Source organism: Cellvibrio sp., assembly GCF_039207905.1.
Lineage (GTDB): Bacteria > Pseudomonadota > Gammaproteobacteria > Pseudomonadales > Cellvibrionaceae > Cellvibrio.
Map to the genome: position 1 here is coordinate 37,956 of NZ_JBCECX010000014.1, position 18,564 is coordinate 56,519.

The 18,564-nt window shown below is 46.5% G+C and carries 25 protein-coding genes; 3 read left to right on the forward strand and 22 right to left on the reverse strand.

From position 1 onward, the window contains the following. Nucleotides 1-4 precede the first annotated feature (4 nt). From AAGC78_RS10315 to AAGC78_RS10330, 4 genes are all read right to left on the reverse strand, one after another. Nucleotides 5-694, reverse strand: a complete 690-nt coding sequence (locus AAGC78_RS10315; protein ID WP_435783995.1) for a response regulator — start codon at nucleotides 692-694, stop codon at nucleotides 5-7. Nucleotides 695-764: 70 nt separating this feature from the next. Further along, nucleotides 765-2,294 (reverse strand): sensor histidine kinase, encoded by a 1,530-nt coding sequence (locus tag AAGC78_RS10320; protein WP_435783996.1) that lies wholly within the window; start codon nucleotides 2,292-2,294, stop codon nucleotides 765-767. Next, complete coding sequence (locus tag AAGC78_RS10325) at nucleotides 2,294-3,745, reverse strand: TrkH family potassium uptake protein (RefSeq protein WP_435783997.1); 1,452 nt, start codon at nucleotides 3,743-3,745, stop codon at nucleotides 2,294-2,296. The genes AAGC78_RS10320 and AAGC78_RS10325 overlap by 1 nt, the downstream gene beginning before the upstream one ends. A gap of 141 nt (nucleotides 3,746-3,886) precedes the next feature. Beyond that, on the reverse strand, nucleotides 3,887-6,985 hold the full coding sequence (locus AAGC78_RS10330) for a glycoside hydrolase family 15 protein (protein ID WP_435783998.1): 3,099 nt from the start codon (nucleotides 6,983-6,985) through the stop codon (nucleotides 3,887-3,889). A gap of 296 nt (nucleotides 6,986-7,281) precedes the next feature. Here AAGC78_RS10330 and AAGC78_RS10335 point away from each other — a divergent pair, with 296 nt between their 5' ends. Continuing rightward, a complete protein-coding gene (locus AAGC78_RS10335) occupies nucleotides 7,282-7,791 on the forward strand; it encodes a hypothetical protein (protein ID WP_435783999.1) in 510 nt (169 codons plus the stop codon). Between the two features lie 39 nt (nucleotides 7,792-7,830). After that, nucleotides 7,831-8,184, forward strand: coding sequence for a hypothetical protein (locus AAGC78_RS10340; protein ID WP_435784000.1), 354 nt, complete (start codon nucleotides 7,831-7,833; stop codon nucleotides 8,182-8,184). 175 nt (nucleotides 8,185-8,359) lie between these two features. On the opposite strand, the gene AAGC78_RS10345 is transcribed toward AAGC78_RS10340, so the two are convergent. From AAGC78_RS10345 to AAGC78_RS10430, 18 genes are all read right to left on the reverse strand, one after another. After that, nucleotides 8,360-8,503: a hypothetical protein gene (locus tag AAGC78_RS10345; RefSeq protein ID WP_435784001.1), complete on the reverse strand. Its 144-nt coding sequence runs from the start codon at nucleotides 8,501-8,503 to the stop codon at nucleotides 8,360-8,362. Nucleotides 8,504-8,606: 103 nt separating this feature from the next. Continuing rightward, a complete protein-coding gene (locus AAGC78_RS10350; RefSeq protein ID WP_435784002.1) occupies nucleotides 8,607-9,038 on the reverse strand; it encodes a hypothetical protein in 432 nt (143 codons plus the stop codon). Next, nucleotides 9,035-9,634, reverse strand: a complete 600-nt coding sequence (locus AAGC78_RS10355) for a hypothetical protein (RefSeq protein WP_435784003.1) — start codon at nucleotides 9,632-9,634, stop codon at nucleotides 9,035-9,037. The genes AAGC78_RS10350 and AAGC78_RS10355 overlap by 4 nt, the downstream gene beginning before the upstream one ends. Next, the gene (locus AAGC78_RS10360; RefSeq protein ID WP_435784004.1) at nucleotides 9,631-10,020 is read right to left on the reverse strand and encodes a hypothetical protein; all 390 of its coding nucleotides are present in this window, start codon (nucleotides 10,018-10,020) and stop codon (nucleotides 9,631-9,633) included. Before AAGC78_RS10360 ends, AAGC78_RS10355 begins: the two co-directional genes overlap by 4 nt. Before the next feature lie 261 nt (nucleotides 10,021-10,281). Continuing rightward, entirely contained in the window at nucleotides 10,282-10,860 is a 579-nt protein-coding gene (locus AAGC78_RS10365) for a hypothetical protein (RefSeq protein WP_435784005.1), read from the reverse strand. 3 nt (nucleotides 10,861-10,863) lie between these two features. Then, a complete protein-coding gene (locus tag AAGC78_RS10370) occupies nucleotides 10,864-11,721 on the reverse strand; it encodes a hypothetical protein (RefSeq protein ID WP_435784006.1) in 858 nt (285 codons plus the stop codon). Next, nucleotides 11,721-11,906: a hypothetical protein gene (locus tag AAGC78_RS10375; RefSeq protein WP_435784007.1), complete on the reverse strand. Its 186-nt coding sequence runs from the start codon at nucleotides 11,904-11,906 to the stop codon at nucleotides 11,721-11,723. The genes AAGC78_RS10370 and AAGC78_RS10375 overlap by 1 nt, the downstream gene beginning before the upstream one ends. Continuing rightward, entirely contained in the window at nucleotides 11,906-12,190 is a 285-nt protein-coding gene (locus AAGC78_RS10380) for a hypothetical protein (protein ID WP_435784008.1), read from the reverse strand. The genes AAGC78_RS10375 and AAGC78_RS10380 overlap by 1 nt, the downstream gene beginning before the upstream one ends. Nucleotides 12,191-12,247: 57 nt before the next feature. Then, complete coding sequence (locus AAGC78_RS10385; RefSeq protein WP_435784009.1) at nucleotides 12,248-13,039, reverse strand: major capsid protein P2; 792 nt, start codon at nucleotides 13,037-13,039, stop codon at nucleotides 12,248-12,250. Nucleotides 13,040-13,341: 302 nt separating this feature from the next. Beyond that, entirely contained in the window at nucleotides 13,342-13,998 is a 657-nt protein-coding gene (locus AAGC78_RS10390) for a hypothetical protein (RefSeq protein WP_435784010.1), read from the reverse strand. After that, a complete protein-coding gene (locus tag AAGC78_RS10395) occupies nucleotides 13,964-14,374 on the reverse strand; it encodes a hypothetical protein (RefSeq protein WP_435784011.1) in 411 nt (136 codons plus the stop codon). Before AAGC78_RS10395 ends, AAGC78_RS10390 begins: the two co-directional genes overlap by 35 nt. Further along, nucleotides 14,367-14,807, reverse strand: coding sequence for a hypothetical protein (locus tag AAGC78_RS10400; protein ID WP_435784012.1), 441 nt, complete (start codon nucleotides 14,805-14,807; stop codon nucleotides 14,367-14,369). The genes AAGC78_RS10395 and AAGC78_RS10400 overlap by 8 nt, the downstream gene beginning before the upstream one ends. 32 nt (nucleotides 14,808-14,839) lie before the next feature. Continuing rightward, nucleotides 14,840-15,016, reverse strand: coding sequence for a hypothetical protein (locus AAGC78_RS10405; protein ID WP_435784013.1), 177 nt, complete (start codon nucleotides 15,014-15,016; stop codon nucleotides 14,840-14,842). Continuing rightward, entirely contained in the window at nucleotides 15,003-15,191 is a 189-nt protein-coding gene (locus tag AAGC78_RS10410) for a hypothetical protein (protein ID WP_435784014.1), read from the reverse strand. The genes AAGC78_RS10405 and AAGC78_RS10410 overlap by 14 nt, the downstream gene beginning before the upstream one ends. Before the next feature lie 44 nt (nucleotides 15,192-15,235). Beyond that, the gene (locus AAGC78_RS10415; protein WP_435784015.1) at nucleotides 15,236-16,972 is read right to left on the reverse strand and encodes a replication endonuclease; all 1,737 of its coding nucleotides are present in this window, start codon (nucleotides 16,970-16,972) and stop codon (nucleotides 15,236-15,238) included. 130 nt (nucleotides 16,973-17,102) lie between these two features. Beyond that, nucleotides 17,103-17,381, reverse strand: a complete 279-nt coding sequence (locus AAGC78_RS10420) for a hypothetical protein (RefSeq protein ID WP_435784016.1) — start codon at nucleotides 17,379-17,381, stop codon at nucleotides 17,103-17,105. After that, complete coding sequence (locus AAGC78_RS10425; RefSeq protein WP_435784017.1) at nucleotides 17,378-17,638, reverse strand: hypothetical protein; 261 nt, start codon at nucleotides 17,636-17,638, stop codon at nucleotides 17,378-17,380. Before AAGC78_RS10425 ends, AAGC78_RS10420 begins: the two co-directional genes overlap by 4 nt. Beyond that, nucleotides 17,635-17,850, reverse strand: a complete 216-nt coding sequence (locus AAGC78_RS10430) for a hypothetical protein (protein WP_435784018.1) — start codon at nucleotides 17,848-17,850, stop codon at nucleotides 17,635-17,637. Before AAGC78_RS10430 ends, AAGC78_RS10425 begins: the two co-directional genes overlap by 4 nt. Nucleotides 17,851-18,008: 158 nt before the next feature. Between AAGC78_RS10430 and AAGC78_RS10435 the strand changes: the two genes are divergently transcribed. Next, nucleotides 18,009-18,401: a hypothetical protein gene (locus tag AAGC78_RS10435; RefSeq protein ID WP_435784019.1), complete on the forward strand. Its 393-nt coding sequence runs from the start codon at nucleotides 18,009-18,011 to the stop codon at nucleotides 18,399-18,401. Nucleotides 18,402-18,564 lie beyond the last annotated feature (163 nt).

The window sequence follows — 18,564 nt, forward strand, 5'->3', positions numbered from 1 at the left end:
ATAGTTAGTTTTCAACACTGGGCAGGAAGCGATAACCAACACCGGGTTCCGTTTCTATATAGCGAGGGTTAGATGGATCATCCCCTAACTTGGTGCGCAGACGAGCGATAAAAATACGCAAGTAATGCGTATCTTCCACATGGGTACCGCCCCAAATTTCACGTAGTAACTGTTGCTGGGTAACCAGACGGCCGGCGTTGTTGATCAAGCGCTTCAATAATTCAAATTCTTTACGTGACAGCTTAATGACTTCACCATCAACAGTAAGCTTGCGATCTTGCAGCTCAATAAGAATACGCTCGTCCTGATATTTTTGGACAGTTTCAACGCTCGGCCCAAAGGCTTTTATAAGCCCGCGGATTCGTGCCAGCAATTCCTGAATGCCAAAAGGTTTCACAACATAGTCGTTGGCGCCCGTATCCAGGGCCTGGACTATCTCAGACTCACGATTGCGCACAGACAGCACAATGATGGGTGCATGAAAAAAGTCACGCAGTTTTTTGAGCACAACTTGACCATCAAGATCGGGCAGGCCCATATCAAGAATAATCAAATCGGGAGGTGTTTCAGCAGCCAGCGCCAAACCTTGTCTGCCATTATCAGCTTCATGGATAACGTAGCCTTGTGCGGTAAGGCCGATTTGCAGGAAGCGACGAATTTGCGGCTCGTCATCAATAATTAGAATCTTGCTCATGGTTACTCCATTCTTCAGGGGAAGTATAAACACCGATAATTAGGTCGGGTGTCATATCCCTGTTAAATTTTTATTCTTCGGATTTACCAATATCTTGTTGTTCTATTGCAATAGTGACAGGAAGTTCAATCCTCACGCAACACCCGGGATTAGTTTTATCCCAGAGGCGTTTCGGGTTTCCGTGAATACTAACACTGCCACCGTGGGCCATGATCATTCCTTGGCAAATAGTTAATCCAAGACCGCTTCCCGAGCGACGACGGTCACCTTTTTCCGCGGTATGGAAGCGCTCAAAGACTTTTTGCCGCTCCTCTTCGGGAATGCCGGTTCCCTGATCGCAAATGGTAATCACCATGCGATCATCTTCTTTTGAGCAGTGTATATCGATGCTTTCGTTAACCGGTGAAAACTTGATCGCATTATCTACCACGTTGAATATCGCCTGCTCCAGCAAAGCTGCGTGCACATAAAGTGGTGGCAAATCTGGATCTATATCTTCCTTTAAATAATTGTGGATGAGTAATGGGCGCAAACGCTTTTTTACTACCCCCATAATCTCTTCCACGCTGACCCAATCGCACTCCAGTTGCAGCTGGCCAAAACCGAGGCGAGTCATATCTAACAGGTTTTGGGTGTAGCGGTTCAGGCGTTGCGCTTCTTCCAAAACTGTATCAAGAAGTTCGCGTGTTTGCTGCTTATCCAAATGTTCACCAAACTCGATCACCGTTGATGTAGCACCAATCATAGTGGTCAGCGGCGTGCGGAAATCGTGAGAAACCGATGAGAGAAGGGCAGAGCGCAGTAATTCATTTTCTTTAGCCGTTTTTTCTTTTTCAAGATCAGCTGCCAGACGGGTACGCTCAAGCGAAATATTTACCTGGCGCAGTAACAGTAGAAAAATATCTTTAGGCAAATACTGGATGTTCTCAGTTGCGATGCGCAATAAACCAATTACTTGCTGCGAGTTGTAAAGAAAATAAACATCATGCTCCCGTTCCAAGGCGGGAATTTTTTCAATTACCTCCGGGGTCAGGCGCAATTTCAGCAGCTCTTCCAAATAGGTTTTGCGCAAATTGGTTAAGCGACGAATCATTGGGTGCGTCACCCAGTTGTCGGCATCGGTAATGAGGACACAATTTTCTCGCCAGGGTTTGAGTGCATCGCGCATCGCGGCAATTACTTCTTCCGTGTTCTGTGCCTTGGGAAGTTCTTCCAATAGTTCTAATTCGATATCGGTCATAAATTCGCGTTCACGAATTTTTTGCACGTTTCGTTTTTGCTTGGTCGCTATATAGCCCACAATTACGGACGAGAATACAAACAACAAAATGGTGAATAGATCTTCGGGGCCATGAATCAGAATGGAACCATCGGGTTCGGCAAAGAAGAAACTGTAGGCAAAAAAACTGGATAGTGCATTGATGATCGCCAGTTCAACAGTCACGTTGATAGAGATAAATACCACCATCACCAAATACAACAACTGTACATTGGTGTCGGGTAGGTAATCTGCAATCAGAAATGCAATCGGCGTTAGCAACCAGGGAAATAGTATTGCTATCGGGTAGGCAAATTTTCGGATGTGCTGTTCGATGCTCATTACGCGCGCCAAAATGCTGGAGTAAAAAGCACCAGAATGGTTAAAAACTCCAGTCGCCCAAGCAGCATGCCGGCAGAAAGCGCCCATTTTGCTGTATCGCTTAAGCTGGAGAAATTTCCTGCTGGTCCAATAATGGGGCCAAGCCCTGGGCCCACATTCATCAATGATGATGCAGTGCCCGTAATGCTGGTCATTAAATCCAGACCAGTCAATGAAAGAATCGATGCGATCACAACAAAACAAACCATCATCAAAAACATATATGAAATTGATGATGCAATAATTTCTGAACTGATGAGTCGCCCGTTATAACGGCGACTAATGATTGCATGGGGATGAATTGCAACGATGATTTGCTCTTTTACCAAGCTGGCAAATATTTGCAGGCGAAATACTTTGATCCCACCACTGGTTGAGCCTGAGCATCCTCCAACAAAAGTGACGAAGAAAAAAATCACTACGGCTAATGGGCCCCAATGTTGGTAATCGCCAGAAGCGAAGCCTGTGGTTGTGATCACCGATACCAGATTGAAACAAGCCATAGTCAGCGCCTGAAATGGCGGCATGTGCTCAGTCACAATTAGTTGTGCGGTTAGAATCAGCGTTGTTATCGCCACAATCCAAAGTAGGGCGCGGACCTGGGTATCGCTAAACACAATGAGCTTTCGGGTAATCATAAAGCGTACGAACAGTACGAAGGGGAATGCGCCTGCCAGCATAAAGGGAATAGCAATCCAGTGAATTAACAGGCTATCAAATTGCGCGAACGAATGATCAGACGTAGAAAAACCGCCGGTAGATACGGTCGCCATGGCGTGATTGAGTGCGTTAAAAAAATCCATTCCGGCCAACCAAAAAGCCATGCAGCAGATAAAGCTCAATCCTAGATAACAGTAAATTATCATCGCCATCAAACTGCGCGCGCGCGGCATTGCTTTGTCTGACCAATCAGATGATTCCGTTTTAAACAGGCGCATCCCGCCAACTCTTAAAAAGGGCAGAACGGCAATCGCCATCCCGATGATGCCCACACCACCAATCCAGTTCAGGATTGAGCGCCACAGCAATATATCTTTCGGGCGAGAGTCCAACCCGGCCATCACCGAGCCGCCGGTTGCAGTCACACCTGATACCGATTCAAACACTGCATCAGCAATCCCGAGTGGATTCGACATCAGGAGAAAGGGCAAAGTACTGAAAAGCGATACGCCCGTCCAGGCACAAGTAGTGATCAGAAAAACCTGGCGCGGTTGCATAAAATCCAGACGGGATTGTTTGCCGATAAGGAGAAAGATAATGCCGGCGAGGCTCGTGATGGCAGCAGAAGAGAAAAAAGCCAGCTGGTTATCGCTGCTATAGGTGATAGACAGAGCCAGGGGAACCAGCATAAATAGGGCAAGAATATTCAGGATTGCGCCCAGAATCAGCAGCGTAGGCCCTAATAGTTTCATAATGCTCAACTTATACCGGAAGATGTGCCATGGATTTGGCCGCATTCTAAACGCTACGTTGGCGGGAGCCTATGGGGGAGCGGTATATATTTCATAAAACTAGCAGGTCAGATGCGCTAACTAGCATCTGACCTGCTGGTTTTAATAAGGCTGGGTAATCTCCGCATAAATCAGGGTTACATAGAGATTCATGATATGTGGAGATTGCTGCATAAAAACGGTTAAGTCAGTTTCAATCCCCAAGCTGTTCATCTGTGCCTTGCGCTCACCCATATAACGCACCGCTGCACGTTCAAGCACCTCGCGGAATACCACGGGATTTTGGAAGCGCACTTGCGGATTATTAATACAAAATTGAGTATAGGCATAGAGCGCTTCTACCACCGAACTTTTGTAATAGGCGGGGTAGAGCTGATGGGTCAACTGATCGATCAAATGCGCGAAACTTTCTTCGCCGGGGGTCATGGATTGGCGAATAGTTTTGCAATCAAGGCTAAAGCTTGCGCCATTTGCATTACTAAAAACCAATGATTGCGAAAACATCAAGCTGTGCCAGATGTCTTTGAGGAAGTTTGCATCAAAGTGCGTAATTAGTCCTCGCGCAGTTCTCCACTCCAACCAGTCAGTATCCATCGCATCGGATAACACTGGATTTTCATCATCGGTATTTTCATTATGATGAATTTTGTACGGAGTGATGTGGTTAATTCCTTGCGAAAACACTTTCTTGCGCGATGTCAAAATCGAGCGAATTTTTTTGTACAATTTTGCTGGCGATTGCAATCCAAGCCATTCCAGCATACTCACATCTTCAGCGTCGCCTTTATCCATTCCGCACAACAGCATGAAGTTACGCAATTGCACCGAATGCAAGCCATCAAACAATTTTGGTTCCGAGCGAATCAAAGAGCCAATCGCTGAAATTAATTCCTGAACCAAGGTTCTCTCAAGTAAATCAGGAAACAATTGTCGAACACTTTCAAAATAGGTCGCGTTTGAGAATGACTGATCCACTTTAATTTCAGTGTGGTTATTGTCACCCACCGTAATTGTTAAATTACGCGCAGCCAGTAACGTCAAGCTATCAGCCAGATCAGTTAAGGTGTAGCTCAATTGGGAGAAGCAAAAACGAGCTAGTAACCAATAATTGACTTTTTGTGAGCGATAAAAAATGTCGCGAATTAAATCTTTAACGGTTATGACTGCACCGTTAACGCCGATGTTGTCGGAAAGCTTGCGCTTCTTAACATACACCGAAAATTTTCGATAAGTAATAATGTCACTTTCAGTATAAAAATGTTCCAGCAGTGCTGCTGCAACTGGCTCCAGTTGTGCAGGTTGCAATGCATCGTCACCCGATGTTGCAGCCAGTATTTGGTTGTTCATTGAGGGAATGTGAAAGTAGGGGATCGACAAGGTATTCACGCGCGATGCGCGATACGCCAGATTTGCCGATGCATAACCTACATATTCATGCTCGGTGCGCAATTGATAATCACGCAAAGTTGCGAATAATAATTCAGCATTAGGAACTTTGTAGAGGCGGTGATCCATCATTAACGTGAATACTGCAACTTCGGAACTTAGCCAGTTTTTGTAGATAAATTGAATTTCCTGGGTTACGTTTTCGATAACCCATTGCGCGTCATAACGACGATAGTCTTCTCGTTCACTTTGCAGCCAGGACAAGCTCAAATAAACCTTATTGTTTATTTCATAAGTTTGTGAAGTTGCCAAGCTTTGAACACGACGACGTGGACGACCAGATAATCCCAACGCTTTGTTTTCACCAATATGTGCGTAGGCTTCCATCAAACTTGATGCTGATACAACGCCCATAGGCTTGATATCTTGCAAGCTTTCCGCAATAACCCCGTACTTAGCGAGATGCTGTTTAATTGTGTCATTCTCGGCGAGAACAACTAATGCAATATTGGATTTAATAAAACGGGTAGAGCGTCGACGCATTTTTAATGGATCAAGGTCGTCGGTGCTCACCAATCCTTCATCCAACATCAGTCCGGTTAAATACAAACTTTGCGCCCAAACAAGAGGGACGTTTTCATTTGGAACACGTGTTTGTGAACGTGGGTTTTGTTTTTCGCCTTCAACATTTTCAATCGGCAAATAATAAAGCTCAGGCAATAAACCAATACCATCAACATGAACCATAAGTGATTCAAGTTTTTTCCTATAGTGTTTCGCGGTGGCTTCACTGCCATCAAATAACGCGGTGATATATAAGTAGGTAAAAAATAACGGCCATTCAGATTCCACGTTCGCAAAATTACCCAGCTCGTCATGCTCGTAATAAATGCGCGAACTTTCTTCCAGTACAGTTTGATGTCCATCCCACAAGAAGCGTTTACAACCATAGTTGCCGCCGAGCTTGGTTAAGATGGAGTCACGTGTTTGGGTTGCAAGAGTTTCTTTGCCAACAGCAAATGCCGGGAACCCGATAATACTGAGCAGCGCACTGTCAGTTTCTTTTGAAAGCGATTCCCGTGGGAGTAATGAGGCGAGGGTGGTGCGCGCCAGTGAAATTGCATCGGCAATCACATGAATGACCGCCCTTTTATCACCGTGTTTACCGTATAAATTAAATGCATCCAATGCTTGCAGAGCCGCTTTGGCCATCCCAACAGAGCTGGCATTTATTTCGGTCTTACCATTATTTACTTTATTGCCGCGCTCCCATATTCCGTAATCAGGAGTCCGATAAGCACTGGCAATGTAATAAACCAGATTCTGAACAAAATCGACTTCATCAGACGTACAGATAATACGCAGCCCAGATGCACTCATTTGCGCCAGCATTAAGAGAAATAAGGACGTTGCATCTATCTGTAAATGGCCCCAGGCGTCATCCGCCACAACAGGAAGGCCTGTAGCCGTATCGTATTTTGCGTGGAGCGCATCGCCATTCTGTAGCGAGTGTTTGAAGGCTTCAACTTTGTGTGCCTGACGCATCATCGACTGCAGCAATCCGCGCATCAGCTTGATAGTGGATTGTTGCAAGTGATCGCTTTTGTGATCTTCACCCTGATGCTTAAAAGCCATGCCGAGAGTCCACACACACACAATGGAGTAGACGTTATCGCGCACCCAAGCGTCAGTGTAATCGCCATGATTATTGATGGCGGTACTTGCGGGGAGCAATCCGGTAACCGGATGCTGTTTACTTAAAATGACTGTTTCGACTTCAGCGTACAAACGCTCTAACAGTTGTTTATGCTTCATAGAGCAGTTGCCATCGAGTAGGGTCTTAGGTGCGCAATTTTAAACGGAAATATCAAACTGATTAACTATAAGCCTTTGATAATTATATAAAATTCAATTTAACATAATATACATTATGCGCAACTATAGATATCAAATCAGATATGTCAATCCCATCAAAACTGCCGTTTTGGTTAATTATAGGCATATCCCGTGCCCATATAAAAAAACAGTCTAAAAATGTCAGGCCTTTTTTTTGCTCCTTGACGCCTCGCGCCATTTTTCCGGCGCGCAACTCAACGAATAAAGGGATAGACATGGATTTTTTTAAATCGTCATACATCGAACAAGCCGTACTTTCTAATCAAACAATCGCGAATATTTGCGGCGTCAGTGTAAGAACTGCACAACGCTGGCGCAGTGGCCGCACCAGAATCCCAACCGCCGCACAGGAATTGCTCATTATCCACGTGCGACAACGTGTCATGCCCGATAAGTGGCCAGAACACTGGCACTTCAACCATTCAGGCCTGCTCGATATCGGAACACATTCACCGGCGCTGGCATGGCAACACCTCGACTGGTACAGCTACAGCCTTTCATGCTGGCACTCAGTCCTACAGATGATTCCCGTGATCAATAAGCGACTGGATGAAATTCAGCGCACAGCGACAACGGCACAGATCATCGAGCTGGATAAATACCGCAAGCGCCTGCGCGAGTTCACCGAGCACGAATTCAGGTTACCTGACCACCTATTAAAGATTTATGAACTACGGGAGCACGAAACACAGGACCGCGTTTTACATCGCAAATCTGGCTGCTAAACTCATCGGCGCAATAATCAACACACAGGAAGTCACCACATGAATAAATTAGCAATACTCTTGACCGCCACGCTCATTAGCGGCTGCTCAACCGTCGACACAATGCGCTACGGCGAAAAGGCCAGCACCCCTATCCCCACAGAGGAATTTACCGCCGTTGGTAATTACAGCCACCGCAATGGCTCAATACAGGTAGCGACCGAACAGGCCGAAGCATTTTGCAAGCGCTGGCGCGCTGCACCGGCTATCATTAGCCAAGAAACCAAAACCACCACAGATGCACCCAGGGAGAGCTTTGGCAAAGGTGTAGCCCGCTCTCTTAAATCCGCAGTTACCGGTGAAGGCTCAGCAAAGGATTACTACGAAACCACCATCAAATACAAATGCCTATAAAACAAAAAAGGCCGCTGTTTAAGCGGCCTTTTTATTTAACTCAACTATCTGTTTGTTCAGCTCTGCAATCTGCTTTTTCAGTTCACGAATAGCCAGCCACAAAAATTTTATTTCTACCTTTATCGCGGCGTATCCAGTTGCACAACCAAGCAGCGTACTGAATATGACTGCTGGCTCAAGCTGCATCGCACACAACTACAGCGCAGGTTAACGATGCACCGGCCTGCCCAGCCAATTCAGGATTAGCAACGCCCACCCATAAAAAAACTACCGTGAACACACCAGCAATCAACTTTTTATTTTTCCAATTAAATTTCACTTGAACACCGCCCGTTTTAAATATTCCAACACCAAGCCACTCACTACACCCGCAGCAATGGCAATTATTAACGCTTTGTTACCAGTCACAGCACACCCCGTTATTAGTGGGTAATGTCATAAATCCAACCACCCAAAGTAAAATCTTTATCACCGGTAATTGCGGAGCCAATACCATTCACGCCTTTGTAAAAAACGTTTTGATCACTGGCCGGATTAATTTTTCTCAGGTCGCCAATTGGAGTGAAATTCACCACATCCCAAATTGAGCCAGTGTTAAAACTGCCGTCAGCGTTATGCGTCCAATCAAATGCCCAGCCGCCTAGAGTGAAATTATCATCACCAGTAAACGCGCTCCCTATTCCGTTAACCCCCGAGTAAACAAGGTTCTTATCACTCGCCGGATTGATTGCATCCACAACAGCCTCTTTGGATGAATAGAGCTTGTAACCAATGTACGCAACAAGCGGAACGCCGATCACCAAACCAACCAGCATAATCCCATCAACGTTTAAATTAACTTGCGGTTTACTCATGCTGCTTTCATTGCCCCCAATATCAACACATCGCTGTACGGTTGCTTGCCGTTTTCATGCTGAATAATTGCTTTCAACAAATTCAAATAGTGTGCCGGTAAAATTTTTGTATCAGCGCCAATGCCGACACGATTAACAACAGCTTGAATATACGACGCGGTATTGTTTTCACCAGGAGGCGCGTAAGCGGTAATCAATTTTTTGATGGTGTTTTTCCCATCCTTCTCAACATCGCCGCGCACATCCATAAACATGGCCCGTATGCCGTGGTGAGCATCAATAAACTGCTCAAATTTTCCATCGGTATTTTTATCCAGCGGAATTTTCCCATTCCACTTGATGTTGGTAATAATCAAGTTGCCAGGATTGTTGTTTCTAATACCGCGCTTTTCCAAAACACTCGACACAGTTGACACCACATTATCAAAAAGACTACTACCGGTAGTTACAGGCTGTTGCACACCAGGAGAATCATAAATGACCTCTTGGTCAGGGATTTCAATATCTACTTGCCCTACTCGCCTATCCTTGCGCCACAAATAGAATGCCAGCGCTCCCAGGCCAAGCAATACACCGCCAACAATTACCCGCTTCATACTTGCGCTTTAATTTCCGCCAGTTTTGCAGCGGTGATCAGGTTTTTAGTTCTCAGCAAATCAACCAGCGACACGTAATCGGGCACATTCATATCGACAGCATCAGCGCTATCGAGCACGTATTTGGCAAAGCGCAAATCTTTGTCGGCACCGTCGATAATTGCATCGAAAGCAGTTTTACCAATTGAAAGAATAAATTGCGGCTTGCTCCAAATTTTGTATTGAGTAACCGCAGGTAGCACAACAAATTTTGCGCCGTCCCACTTCTGCCCCAACACATGGCGCCCCTCGCATTCCTTCACATTTGGTGAATCCGGCTTATTGCCAGACTCAAGAACAGAGAACACCACACCGTCAGCGCCAAATTGTGCATAGAATTTATTCATCAATATAAATCTCCCATGACACAACCGAAGCCATCGCGTTAGTTGATTGTCTTGTGAATCGCAAAACCGTAGACGATTGCAAATGAGCTCTCACACTATGTTCCGCAAAAGTAGCCGTAGCAACTCCAAACGATATGCCAAGCACATTTACACGCGCCCTGCTCATATCGACTGCCGGAATAGTTACGTCCAGCTGCGCAACGTTTGTTAGCGTTGCAGTACCGCGCAAAGTCCTGGTGTTTTTACCGCGACCAACCTGCATTATTTTTTATCCTCAATAATCCAGACATTGCCACTCACCGCAGACACGGCCCACAATTCAGCCACATTTTCATGCACCCAATCACTGTTAGCCGTGAGCGGATAACCGTCAGCAACTGTCACAGCATTTGTTTTGCCAATTGATACAGGCACATCGAAATACAACGAACCCTTCAAGCGGGCAACGTCAGCAGACATTACCAATTTAGGAACACCCGCAACCAAAGCCAGCTTTGAATTTTCCACAACTAGCCCGCCCGCATTTACCACCGACAAAACACCGTTCACATCTACATCACCGGCAAGTCGCGAATCAGTAGACGGGAAATAGGAAATCAGCACACGAATCTGTTGATTGACAGATGATGTAAACGAAATGTCCTTAAAAGGCTCGCCAGTCTCAGGGTGCGATAAATCAATCCCGATACCAGGAATAATTGTCGATCTAATCGAACCATTTGAATAACGCACTTCGAAATTCACGTCAGTATCGCCGCTCAGAATCCGTAGGTAACGCCCAGGCATCCCCGAGAAATTACTGACTACATTTGCAACCAAATCTACATAAAATAAATTCACGATTTATTTACCCTTCAACATTGGTGCAACTACAACCAGGGCAACCACTGCAATCAACCCACCCATGATCCACTTAGTAGTGTCTTGAACCGTGCGTTCATCAGCCGATTTCGTAGACTGAAAAACCATATCCATGGCCTTAAGGCTTGCCGTTTGCGCTTGCGATGCATTTAAATTAACAACCTTCAATGCCTCATTTTGCATGTTTGCAAATTTATCAAGCGACACGTCAGCTAATGCAAGCAACCCTTGGTTAGCACTCTGGTATGCGTCGCCAACCATTCGATTGGCGTCACTCAACATCACACGATTAGCGCTATTTTCTTTTGCGGTGTAGTCCATCGCATAGCGCGCTTGTGAATCCGCAAGCTTTGCAGATTCCAACCAATGGTTAGCGGCCAACTCGGAAAAATTCTCAACCTTGCCCAAGAATTCCAAATTCTGGACAGCGCCCATATTGATAACATCGGTAACAATGCCCGACGCTTTTGAAATACCGTCATAGGCAAGCGCTGCCGTGTTATCAAGCACACGCCCCGCAACATTTAAACCGTCATAAGCCAAACTGGCCGAGTCGTTCAGAGACTTTGAAACCATCGACATACCGTCAGTCGCGAACGCGGAAGATGTAGCAAGGTTTTTTTCCGTGAGCGATAAAGCCGCACCAATTGCGCCGTAATCGGATGAAACCAGAGTTAAATTTGTCTTTGAGTTTTTACCGCTGCCCAGGTTCATGTTTGATAAACCAATGGCAGTAGAACCAGTACTTTCGTTAAGTTGCTGGCCTATTTCCGATGCGCTGGACGATTGCGTCTTAGTTGACGCCCCCGAACCAAAAAAACCACCACCCATAAAAGACATTATTTTTTTCTCAACAAAATGACAGCAGCGAGCGCGACAATTCCAACAATGATTAGCGTTTTATCGTCAGTCGATTTATAGCTGCCAAAATTAATACCACCCGTCGAGCCACCCAGGAACGATGTGCTATCAGATTGACCGCCCCCACCGCTACCCATAAATGCACCCGCCATTTGCTGGTACATTATTTCAACCAGATAACAAGGCCGATTAGCAAGGCGGCACCGCCCAGCAACAGCACACCGTTAGAAATACCTACACTGCCAACATTTCCCGCCGCCGCATTACCCAGGTTTCCAAAACCAGTTAACTTTGTGCGATCAGATGTAGCCAGCGAGTCATAGGCATATTTATTGAACTCAGCGATATTCGCTCGCTCATTCTGCCGGTCGATCAAATAGCCTTGCGCCAGGACATTAAAAAAATCCCCAACGCCTGAAATTTTTGGTAATTCCGCTGTTTGAGCCACAGCCAAACCCTCGTAATAATTTTAAAAATCGGCGCCGTTAAGCGCCGCTTTTTTTTGTTAGATACCGTCGATACCGTCGATGTACTCAACGAGAACAGTCAAGTTGCCGCTGGTATCAAGAGTCGGCTTGAATCGCATATCAACCAACTGCGCCGTAGGCATAGGACCCGCAATATCACCGGTCAGGTTCAAATCAATATGCGTGTACTTCGCTGTCACCGGAGCACGGTCATATTGTTTCTGGTAGGCCTCAAGCAACGACTTGGACGCCTCCACAATTTTCGCAGGACCCGTACCGTTGTTAATTTCCAACTCAACAAAAGACACATCGGCTTTTTGCAAGTGAGCCGCGCTAATTCGCGCACCACGCGGAATGTTGTCAATTTGTTGTTTACCCGCAGTCGCAAACGAGAGCGGATATTCACGCAGCTTGGTCACAAGACCCATCACTTGAGGATTGCGCTGAACCGCAAACACTTTAATTGCGGGACTCACAACACCAGCAGCCAAATCAAACTCAATTGATGATGACGACACGCCAATAGTCCCAAAGCTGGTTAGGGCGCGGATATCTTCCTTCACTTCTGGACGATAGAACCAGTGAGTAAAGTGCCCCGCTTGTTGCGGACGCTTGTAATAAGCGTTCAAATCCTCCATTACCTGGAAGCTTGAAACATCAATGATTGTCTTACTGCCAACCTTCCACTTGTAATTAAGCATTTGGGCAGCGGTAACGTTTGTGCAGACGAAAATTAATTCATCATAGGTCATGCCAATAGGCAGATTCAAAACACACTTGCCACCAGGGACAACGTTTTGAATAGTTGGCATTTCAACTAAATTGCGCATTTAAAAATCCTGGGCGCCATCACGGCGAGCCAAATAAGTGAAGAAAAATACCAGCGATAAAAAACCCGCGATTATTTCAGCGGGTTACGGGTAGCCGGTACAAACTTGTTGATTGCGATAATCACAGCCAACGTTAGACACACGGTTTTAATACGATCAGTAGAGAGCAAGCCGCCCATGTTTTTTACCTTTTTCAGATCAATGATTATTTGTGGCATCGCTGCCGGTCGATTAATAGATAGCCTGAATTAATTCATAAAAAAAGCCCCCTCACCCGCCGCTGACCTATAGGTCAAAAGTAATTAAAAATTGTTTGGTTCGTAGGTCATTTTTACGAACTCAGGCACACCGCTATTTAGTTTTGGATCAAGTCGCCAGAATTCCAGTGACTGCAATTTTTCTATCTCAGGCTCTTTTAAACCCAGTAGCTTTGCGCACTTTTTCACGTTGTCGCCGCGCTGCTGACCAATCCAGAAAATCTCTGTTTGGTCATAAAACGTTTTCGATATCTCTTGCGGCTTTTGTGTGATGCCGTGAAATCGCATCCCGAACTTGCGCCCCTGATTCAACAGCTTTGCCGCATTGGGCGACGCCTTGCCTATAGAGCTACAAACCGCACTCAGTTCTTCAACGACAACAAAGGTTTCGCAATTGCCATCGAGCGCGACCCACACAACAGAGCACCACCACTCAAAATCCTCGATAGAACCATCACCACCAGAAAACGCCAGCCGGAACGGTTTACCGCTTTTAATCGCCTCCTTCACCTGATTGGCGTAAGTGGTTTTTGAATCGATATGGTGAGCTTTGTGGTCATGCGACAAATCCCATAAAAGAACCCGCGCACCACTGCGCGGTATTTCTGGATTTTGTTTACAGGCCTGCGATTTACCCGAGCCAGAGCGCCCAAGGTAAAGCGTGTTTCTATTCGGCCACTTGGTGTTCTGATTGATCGCCATCAGCGCCCCCGTTAATCGTTTTTTCTGCACTCATAAACTCAGCAGCCATACGCGGAATGAAAATGGCACCCGCCACAGCCGCAAGAGCGTAGAGCGGATTATTCATATCGATAACCATGTACTTTTCAGCAACACGGGCAACAGCTTTATGTAGCTCCTGCAATTCGCCATCCTTCAACAGCCAATGCTTGCCGCGCTTAGCTGCCAGAATTCCGCAAGCGACATTAGCGCCCATCACCACGTAACCGGCTATCTGCAATGCAGCCTGTGTTGGCTCTTTTTCCTTCACTGGCGCAGTGGTTTGCGTAGGCACAAATTCAGCGGACGCCGCCTCGCTTTCCAGCTTGTTTAAATCTTTTTCCTGTTCGTTATCCATTGGTTTTTTCCTCTGTTAGATAAGCCCACAGGCCGCGCTTTTTTTGCTCCGGTGATGGTGGGTCTATAGGTGGGTTTTCAGTTTCAGCAGGCAACACTTCAACCGCTGGAAGATTTTCCGCAGCTATAGGCTCTTGCTGGATGATTGGCTCAGGTTCGACGGGTGCCGGTTGACCTATAGGCTCAACAGGCTCATTTACCGGCTCCGGCTCGATTGGCTGGCCTATAGGCCGGAGGTTGGAATTTATGTAGTCCTGCCCCGCACTGCCGATACACTGAATCGTGCCGCAACGCATGGACGAACCATTGATAGATTCATAGCAGCGATAATACAAACGGCCTTTTTTAGTGCCGCTTTCCTGCTTATGTACGGTGGCGTCTTGATTGCCACAAATCGGGCACGTAACTAGCCCGATGTATGATGCTTTCGCCATCTGAGTGTCTCCCGACAAGTCCAGGCAAAAAATTATTTGGCGATGGCTTCCGCCGCTTCCAGATCACGCACCAATTGGGTTAAGCGATCACAAAAGACTTCACCGGCTTTTACGTATTCTGGATACATCACTCGCGCCATCATGGGTATCTCACCCAATCTGGCGCGGGCTTCTTTTTCCAGTTCGCGAGCCTCTTTAAGAAGCCCCACCGACCACCTCCACGTGTTGCGGATCAACTTCCAAATCAATGCCGCAAATGCGAACACCGAAAGTAGGAAATTTTTCGTCAGGGTGGCGAGTGATAAAGCCCTCAGTGCCCACCGGAATATTCCCACCAGCTAAGCCGTTTGGAATTTTCTTTTTCAACTTAAACTTTTCGTTCACTTCATTTACTCCGTACAGTTATTGACACAAGTCCAAGGCAACCGCTACGCGGTTGAACCAAGACCATCACCGCGCAACAGATCAAGCAATTCATCAGCTGACAAATTGCAGACCGGTAACGCTTTTTTAACCGCTTTCGCGGCTTCACCCACTCGCTGGATAGTCCAGCGATAAAAACGAGTAAGAAAATATTCGCCAGCAGCAGTGACAACACCGAACAACTTGCCCTTACTTTCTTCCCCGTATTTGTTTACAGATTCATCGATCACTTCACCGGTATCTGCATCATGTTCTAACCAGTAGGCCGCTCGAACGGCTTGCAAATCTCTTTTAACAAAGGGCATACCGCCGCTTTGCAACAACAGGTAGGCTGCCCAGTTGGCAGCGTCTGCCGCTTCTCGCATTTGCTCAACAATTCCTTCCCCATCCGCAAGGCGCCGTAGCTCACGCCAAACAGTAACGCTAGCTCCACCGATCTGCTGGAATTGTCTAATTCCCCACGAACTCGCCCACGCGCATATTCTTTCAGCCGCATCACTACCAGAGTTACCGATAAGATCGTCATCAACATGACTTCCATCAATCGACTTTGAAATATATTTTGCAATGTATCCGGCAGCACTACCCTTCTCCCGATCAATCAATACGATTTTTAAACGATATTCAGCCGCGCCTTTTTCGCTTGCATCAGTGCGCAGTGAATAATTTTTAAAGACGGTTTTTACTGACTCAATATTTTCCGCAGAAAAAAATAAAAGCTGGTGCCAGTGTGGGCAGCCATCAGAGTGAGGCTCAACAACGCGGAATCCATAACAGCGAATCTCTAAACGATCCAATGCGGAACGGACAAGCGACCACGTTTTATTTAACCAGTCCTGTGCATCGCGTGGAGTTGCACCGTTATATTTCGGATTTTCTTCAACACGCACCAATCGCCCACGCGCATTCTTTACTTGGCGCATTGGATGAAATTTAGAAGGTGCCGACATCGTGACAAATAAACCAACGTGGCCGAATTGCTCAGCGATTTGCTCAAAGCCGCGCATTCTCACCATTAATTCATGGCGACGGTTGGTAGGGTTGCTCACCGATAAATCGGAAAGCTCAGCCAAGGTATACGCATCGCCTTCCTGATTAATTGCCTCGAAACCTTCCAGAGTCATGCGATTGCGGCGAGCCTGCAAACGGCGCAATTTAACGGCCTCATTGCTGGCGTACGGCTGCGCCTTTGCATGCACCATGCGAAAGTGCCGCGCTAACTGATCGATAGCGCGAACCTTTAAAACGCGGGCTTTTCTACGCCACCACTTTGAACTGCACACACGCGCAACCGCAGCAGCATCGCCAAATAAATCAAATGCCGGCCATTGCAATCCGTAGCCATTAACCATCCAACGCAGCACATGAATTGAGTGATCATCATCGGAAACAATTTTTCCACACTTATCAGCGCGAGCCTCAGCCCAGTTTGAAAGCGAGTCATCATCCCAAGACAAATTCAGGTCACCAACACGCAACACATCATCAACGTGTAGTAGCGCCCTGTTCGCCTCAGCCCGTGCCGCTTGCTGGCGCGATTCAACTGATGCAGATATGCGACCAAGAACGCGACCGGCCAAATCCTTCTGGATGGCTTTTGGTCGCGACCGGAAAAATTCCTGCTTAGCAACTGAGTTGCGAACGGATGCCAAAAAACCTACTGAATCCAGATGACGATATGCCATCAAGCCTTCAAAGTTTTTCTGGTCACCCGCCCACGTTTTTGCACGTGACCACGCCATTACTTTTTGGCCTTTTTAACAGTCGCTTTTTTGGCAGGCTTCTTAGCTGTACGAGCTTTTTGCGCCTTATCAAAACAAGGGAAGCACCAACCAAAACGCAAATCACGATTTTTTCCGCATTTAACGCATTTCATACAGCAGCCCCCGCAGCCAACACACCGCTAACAAATTTCAGTTGCTCATGTACCTTGCGCAAATGATCACGCATAAATTGGGCGTACTCACTAGCATCACGTGGATTGCCATTGCCCATTAATTCAGCCATCGCTAAATAAGATGCCTGCTCTGCATCACGCGCAGCCATCACCAGTGATGACACAGCCAAAAAACAGTGACGCGATTGCTCGGGAGTTAATTGATTATTTGCAGCGGCCATGATTGCCGCCGCGTGTTGCTGGGCTGCATTCATATCTCACCCCGCTCATGAGCCTGCTTTGCATACTTCTTTTTAATCGCTAGAACTTTGGCCAAAAATTTCGGGCACGAACCCTTTCTAATAACGATAAATGCGTAATATCCTCCACAAGGAAAACCAACCAAAACTTTATTCGCATGCAAAAAAGCAAGGCGTAACTCAACCGTCTTAACTATTGCCGCCATATCGTAAAAGTGATCAGCAAAACCAACTTGAGAATAAAAAACTCCATTCACGCGAATCCCTTTCATGCCGCCGCCCTCAGTTGATTGAGTGCGCGAAAAATACGAGCGTTGTTTTTTTTCTTGGTGTCACCCGCCCTTAGGCGATTACACAGTGACAATGCGCGGCGAGCCGCTGAGAGTTTTTGCAAGCGCTGATTTTCTTTAGTGGTTGCAATCGCCAGTAGGCGTAAAAATTCCGGCGTTAATAATTCAGCCGTGGTACATGTGAAAGTGCTCATAGTCGCCCCGTTAGTTGACTGGTTTACGTCCCCTTGGATGGCGAGCCGGATTGTGTGAAAACGCACCGACCCGCCGAGCACCAACGGGGTACGTTTATAGAATTATGCAAGTTCCAAAGATATGCAAACCGCCGCACTACTATCAATCTGGAGGATTTATGGTTTTAATAGATAAATGTTCTAATGAGGGGAAGCGCGCCATGATCACCACAAAGATGATTCTTGACCTGCTAAAAGAGAAATTAGGGAGTGATTATAAGACCGCCAAGGCGCTAGAAATGCCTACCCAGCGTGTCTATCAATTACGCCACAAAGGCGGCTCACTGACAGACGCGCAAGGCTTGCAGGCCGCGCAGATACTGGAATTCCCAGCAGAATCAATAATCCTCAGCCTTGCCGCCGAACGCTCAATGAATAGCCCGGCATATCAAATCCTGCTGGACGTTGCTGACAAGTTTGACCCCCGAAAAATCGCGGCGATATCCATTATCGCGACAGGCACGCTACTCGCTACATTTGACCCAATTTTGCAAACCTTACATGTTGTGTAAGGTGACAATCTGTCGATTAAAAAAGGCCGCTAACTCATTGAGCTAGCGGCCTTTTTTCTACATTAAGTAGGAGTCTCAATATACATTATGCGCAATTATGGTTATCAAAGGCTGTTTGTCAATTCCTGATTAAAGTTGCCTTGTTGTGGCGCCTGGACATCTG

Coding starts and splice junctions, on each gene's coding strand:
- AAGC78_RS10340 (WP_435784000.1), top strand. CDS start 7,831: ATGAATAAATTAGCAATACTCTTGACCGCCACGCTCATTAGCGGCTGC.
- AAGC78_RS10355 (WP_435784003.1), bottom strand. CDS start 9,634: ATGAAGCGGGTAATTGTTGGCGGTGTATTGCTTGGCCTGGGAGCGCTG.
- AAGC78_RS10315 (WP_435783995.1), bottom strand. CDS start 694: ATGAGCAAGATTCTAATTATTGATGACGAGCCGCAAATTCGTCGCTTC.
- AAGC78_RS10425 (WP_435784017.1), bottom strand. CDS start 17,638: ATGAAAGGGATTCGCGTGAATGGAGTTTTTTATTCTCAAGTTGGTTTT.
- AAGC78_RS10400 (WP_435784012.1), bottom strand. CDS start 14,807: ATGGCGAAAGCATCATACATCGGGCTAGTTACGTGCCCGATTTGTGGC.
- AAGC78_RS10375 (WP_435784007.1), bottom strand. CDS start 11,906: ATGTACCAGCAAATGGCGGGTGCATTTATGGGTAGCGGTGGGGGCGGT.
- AAGC78_RS10370 (WP_435784006.1), bottom strand. CDS start 11,721: ATGTCTTTTATGGGTGGTGGTTTTTTTGGTTCGGGGGCGTCAACTAAG.
- AAGC78_RS10395 (WP_435784011.1), bottom strand. CDS start 14,374: ATGGATAACGAACAGGAAAAAGATTTAAACAAGCTGGAAAGCGAGGCG.
- AAGC78_RS10430 (WP_435784018.1), bottom strand. CDS start 17,850: ATGAGCACTTTCACATGTACCACGGCTGAATTATTAACGCCGGAATTT.
- AAGC78_RS10385 (WP_435784009.1), bottom strand. CDS start 13,039: ATGCGCAATTTAGTTGAAATGCCAACTATTCAAAACGTTGTCCCTGGT.
- AAGC78_RS10350 (WP_435784002.1), bottom strand. CDS start 9,038: ATGAGTAAACCGCAAGTTAATTTAAACGTTGATGGGATTATGCTGGTT.
- AAGC78_RS10435 (WP_435784019.1), top strand. CDS start 18,009: ATGGTTTTAATAGATAAATGTTCTAATGAGGGGAAGCGCGCCATGATC.
- AAGC78_RS10390 (WP_435784010.1), bottom strand. CDS start 13,998: ATGGCGATCAATCAGAACACCAAGTGGCCGAATAGAAACACGCTTTAC.
- AAGC78_RS10420 (WP_435784016.1), bottom strand. CDS start 17,381: ATGAATGCAGCCCAGCAACACGCGGCGGCAATCATGGCCGCTGCAAAT.
- AAGC78_RS10325 (WP_435783997.1), bottom strand. CDS start 3,745: ATGAAACTATTAGGGCCTACGCTGCTGATTCTGGGCGCAATCCTGAAT.
- AAGC78_RS10415 (WP_435784015.1), bottom strand. CDS start 16,972: ATGGCGTGGTCACGTGCAAAAACGTGGGCGGGTGACCAGAAAAACTTT.
- AAGC78_RS10335 (WP_435783999.1), top strand. CDS start 7,282: ATGGATTTTTTTAAATCGTCATACATCGAACAAGCCGTACTTTCTAAT.
- AAGC78_RS10360 (WP_435784004.1), bottom strand. CDS start 10,020: ATGAATAAATTCTATGCACAATTTGGCGCTGACGGTGTGGTGTTCTCT.
- AAGC78_RS10320 (WP_435783996.1), bottom strand. CDS start 2,294: ATGAGCATCGAACAGCACATCCGAAAATTTGCCTACCCGATAGCAATA.
- AAGC78_RS10330 (WP_435783998.1), bottom strand. CDS start 6,985: ATGAAGCATAAACAACTGTTAGAGCGTTTGTACGCTGAAGTCGAAACA.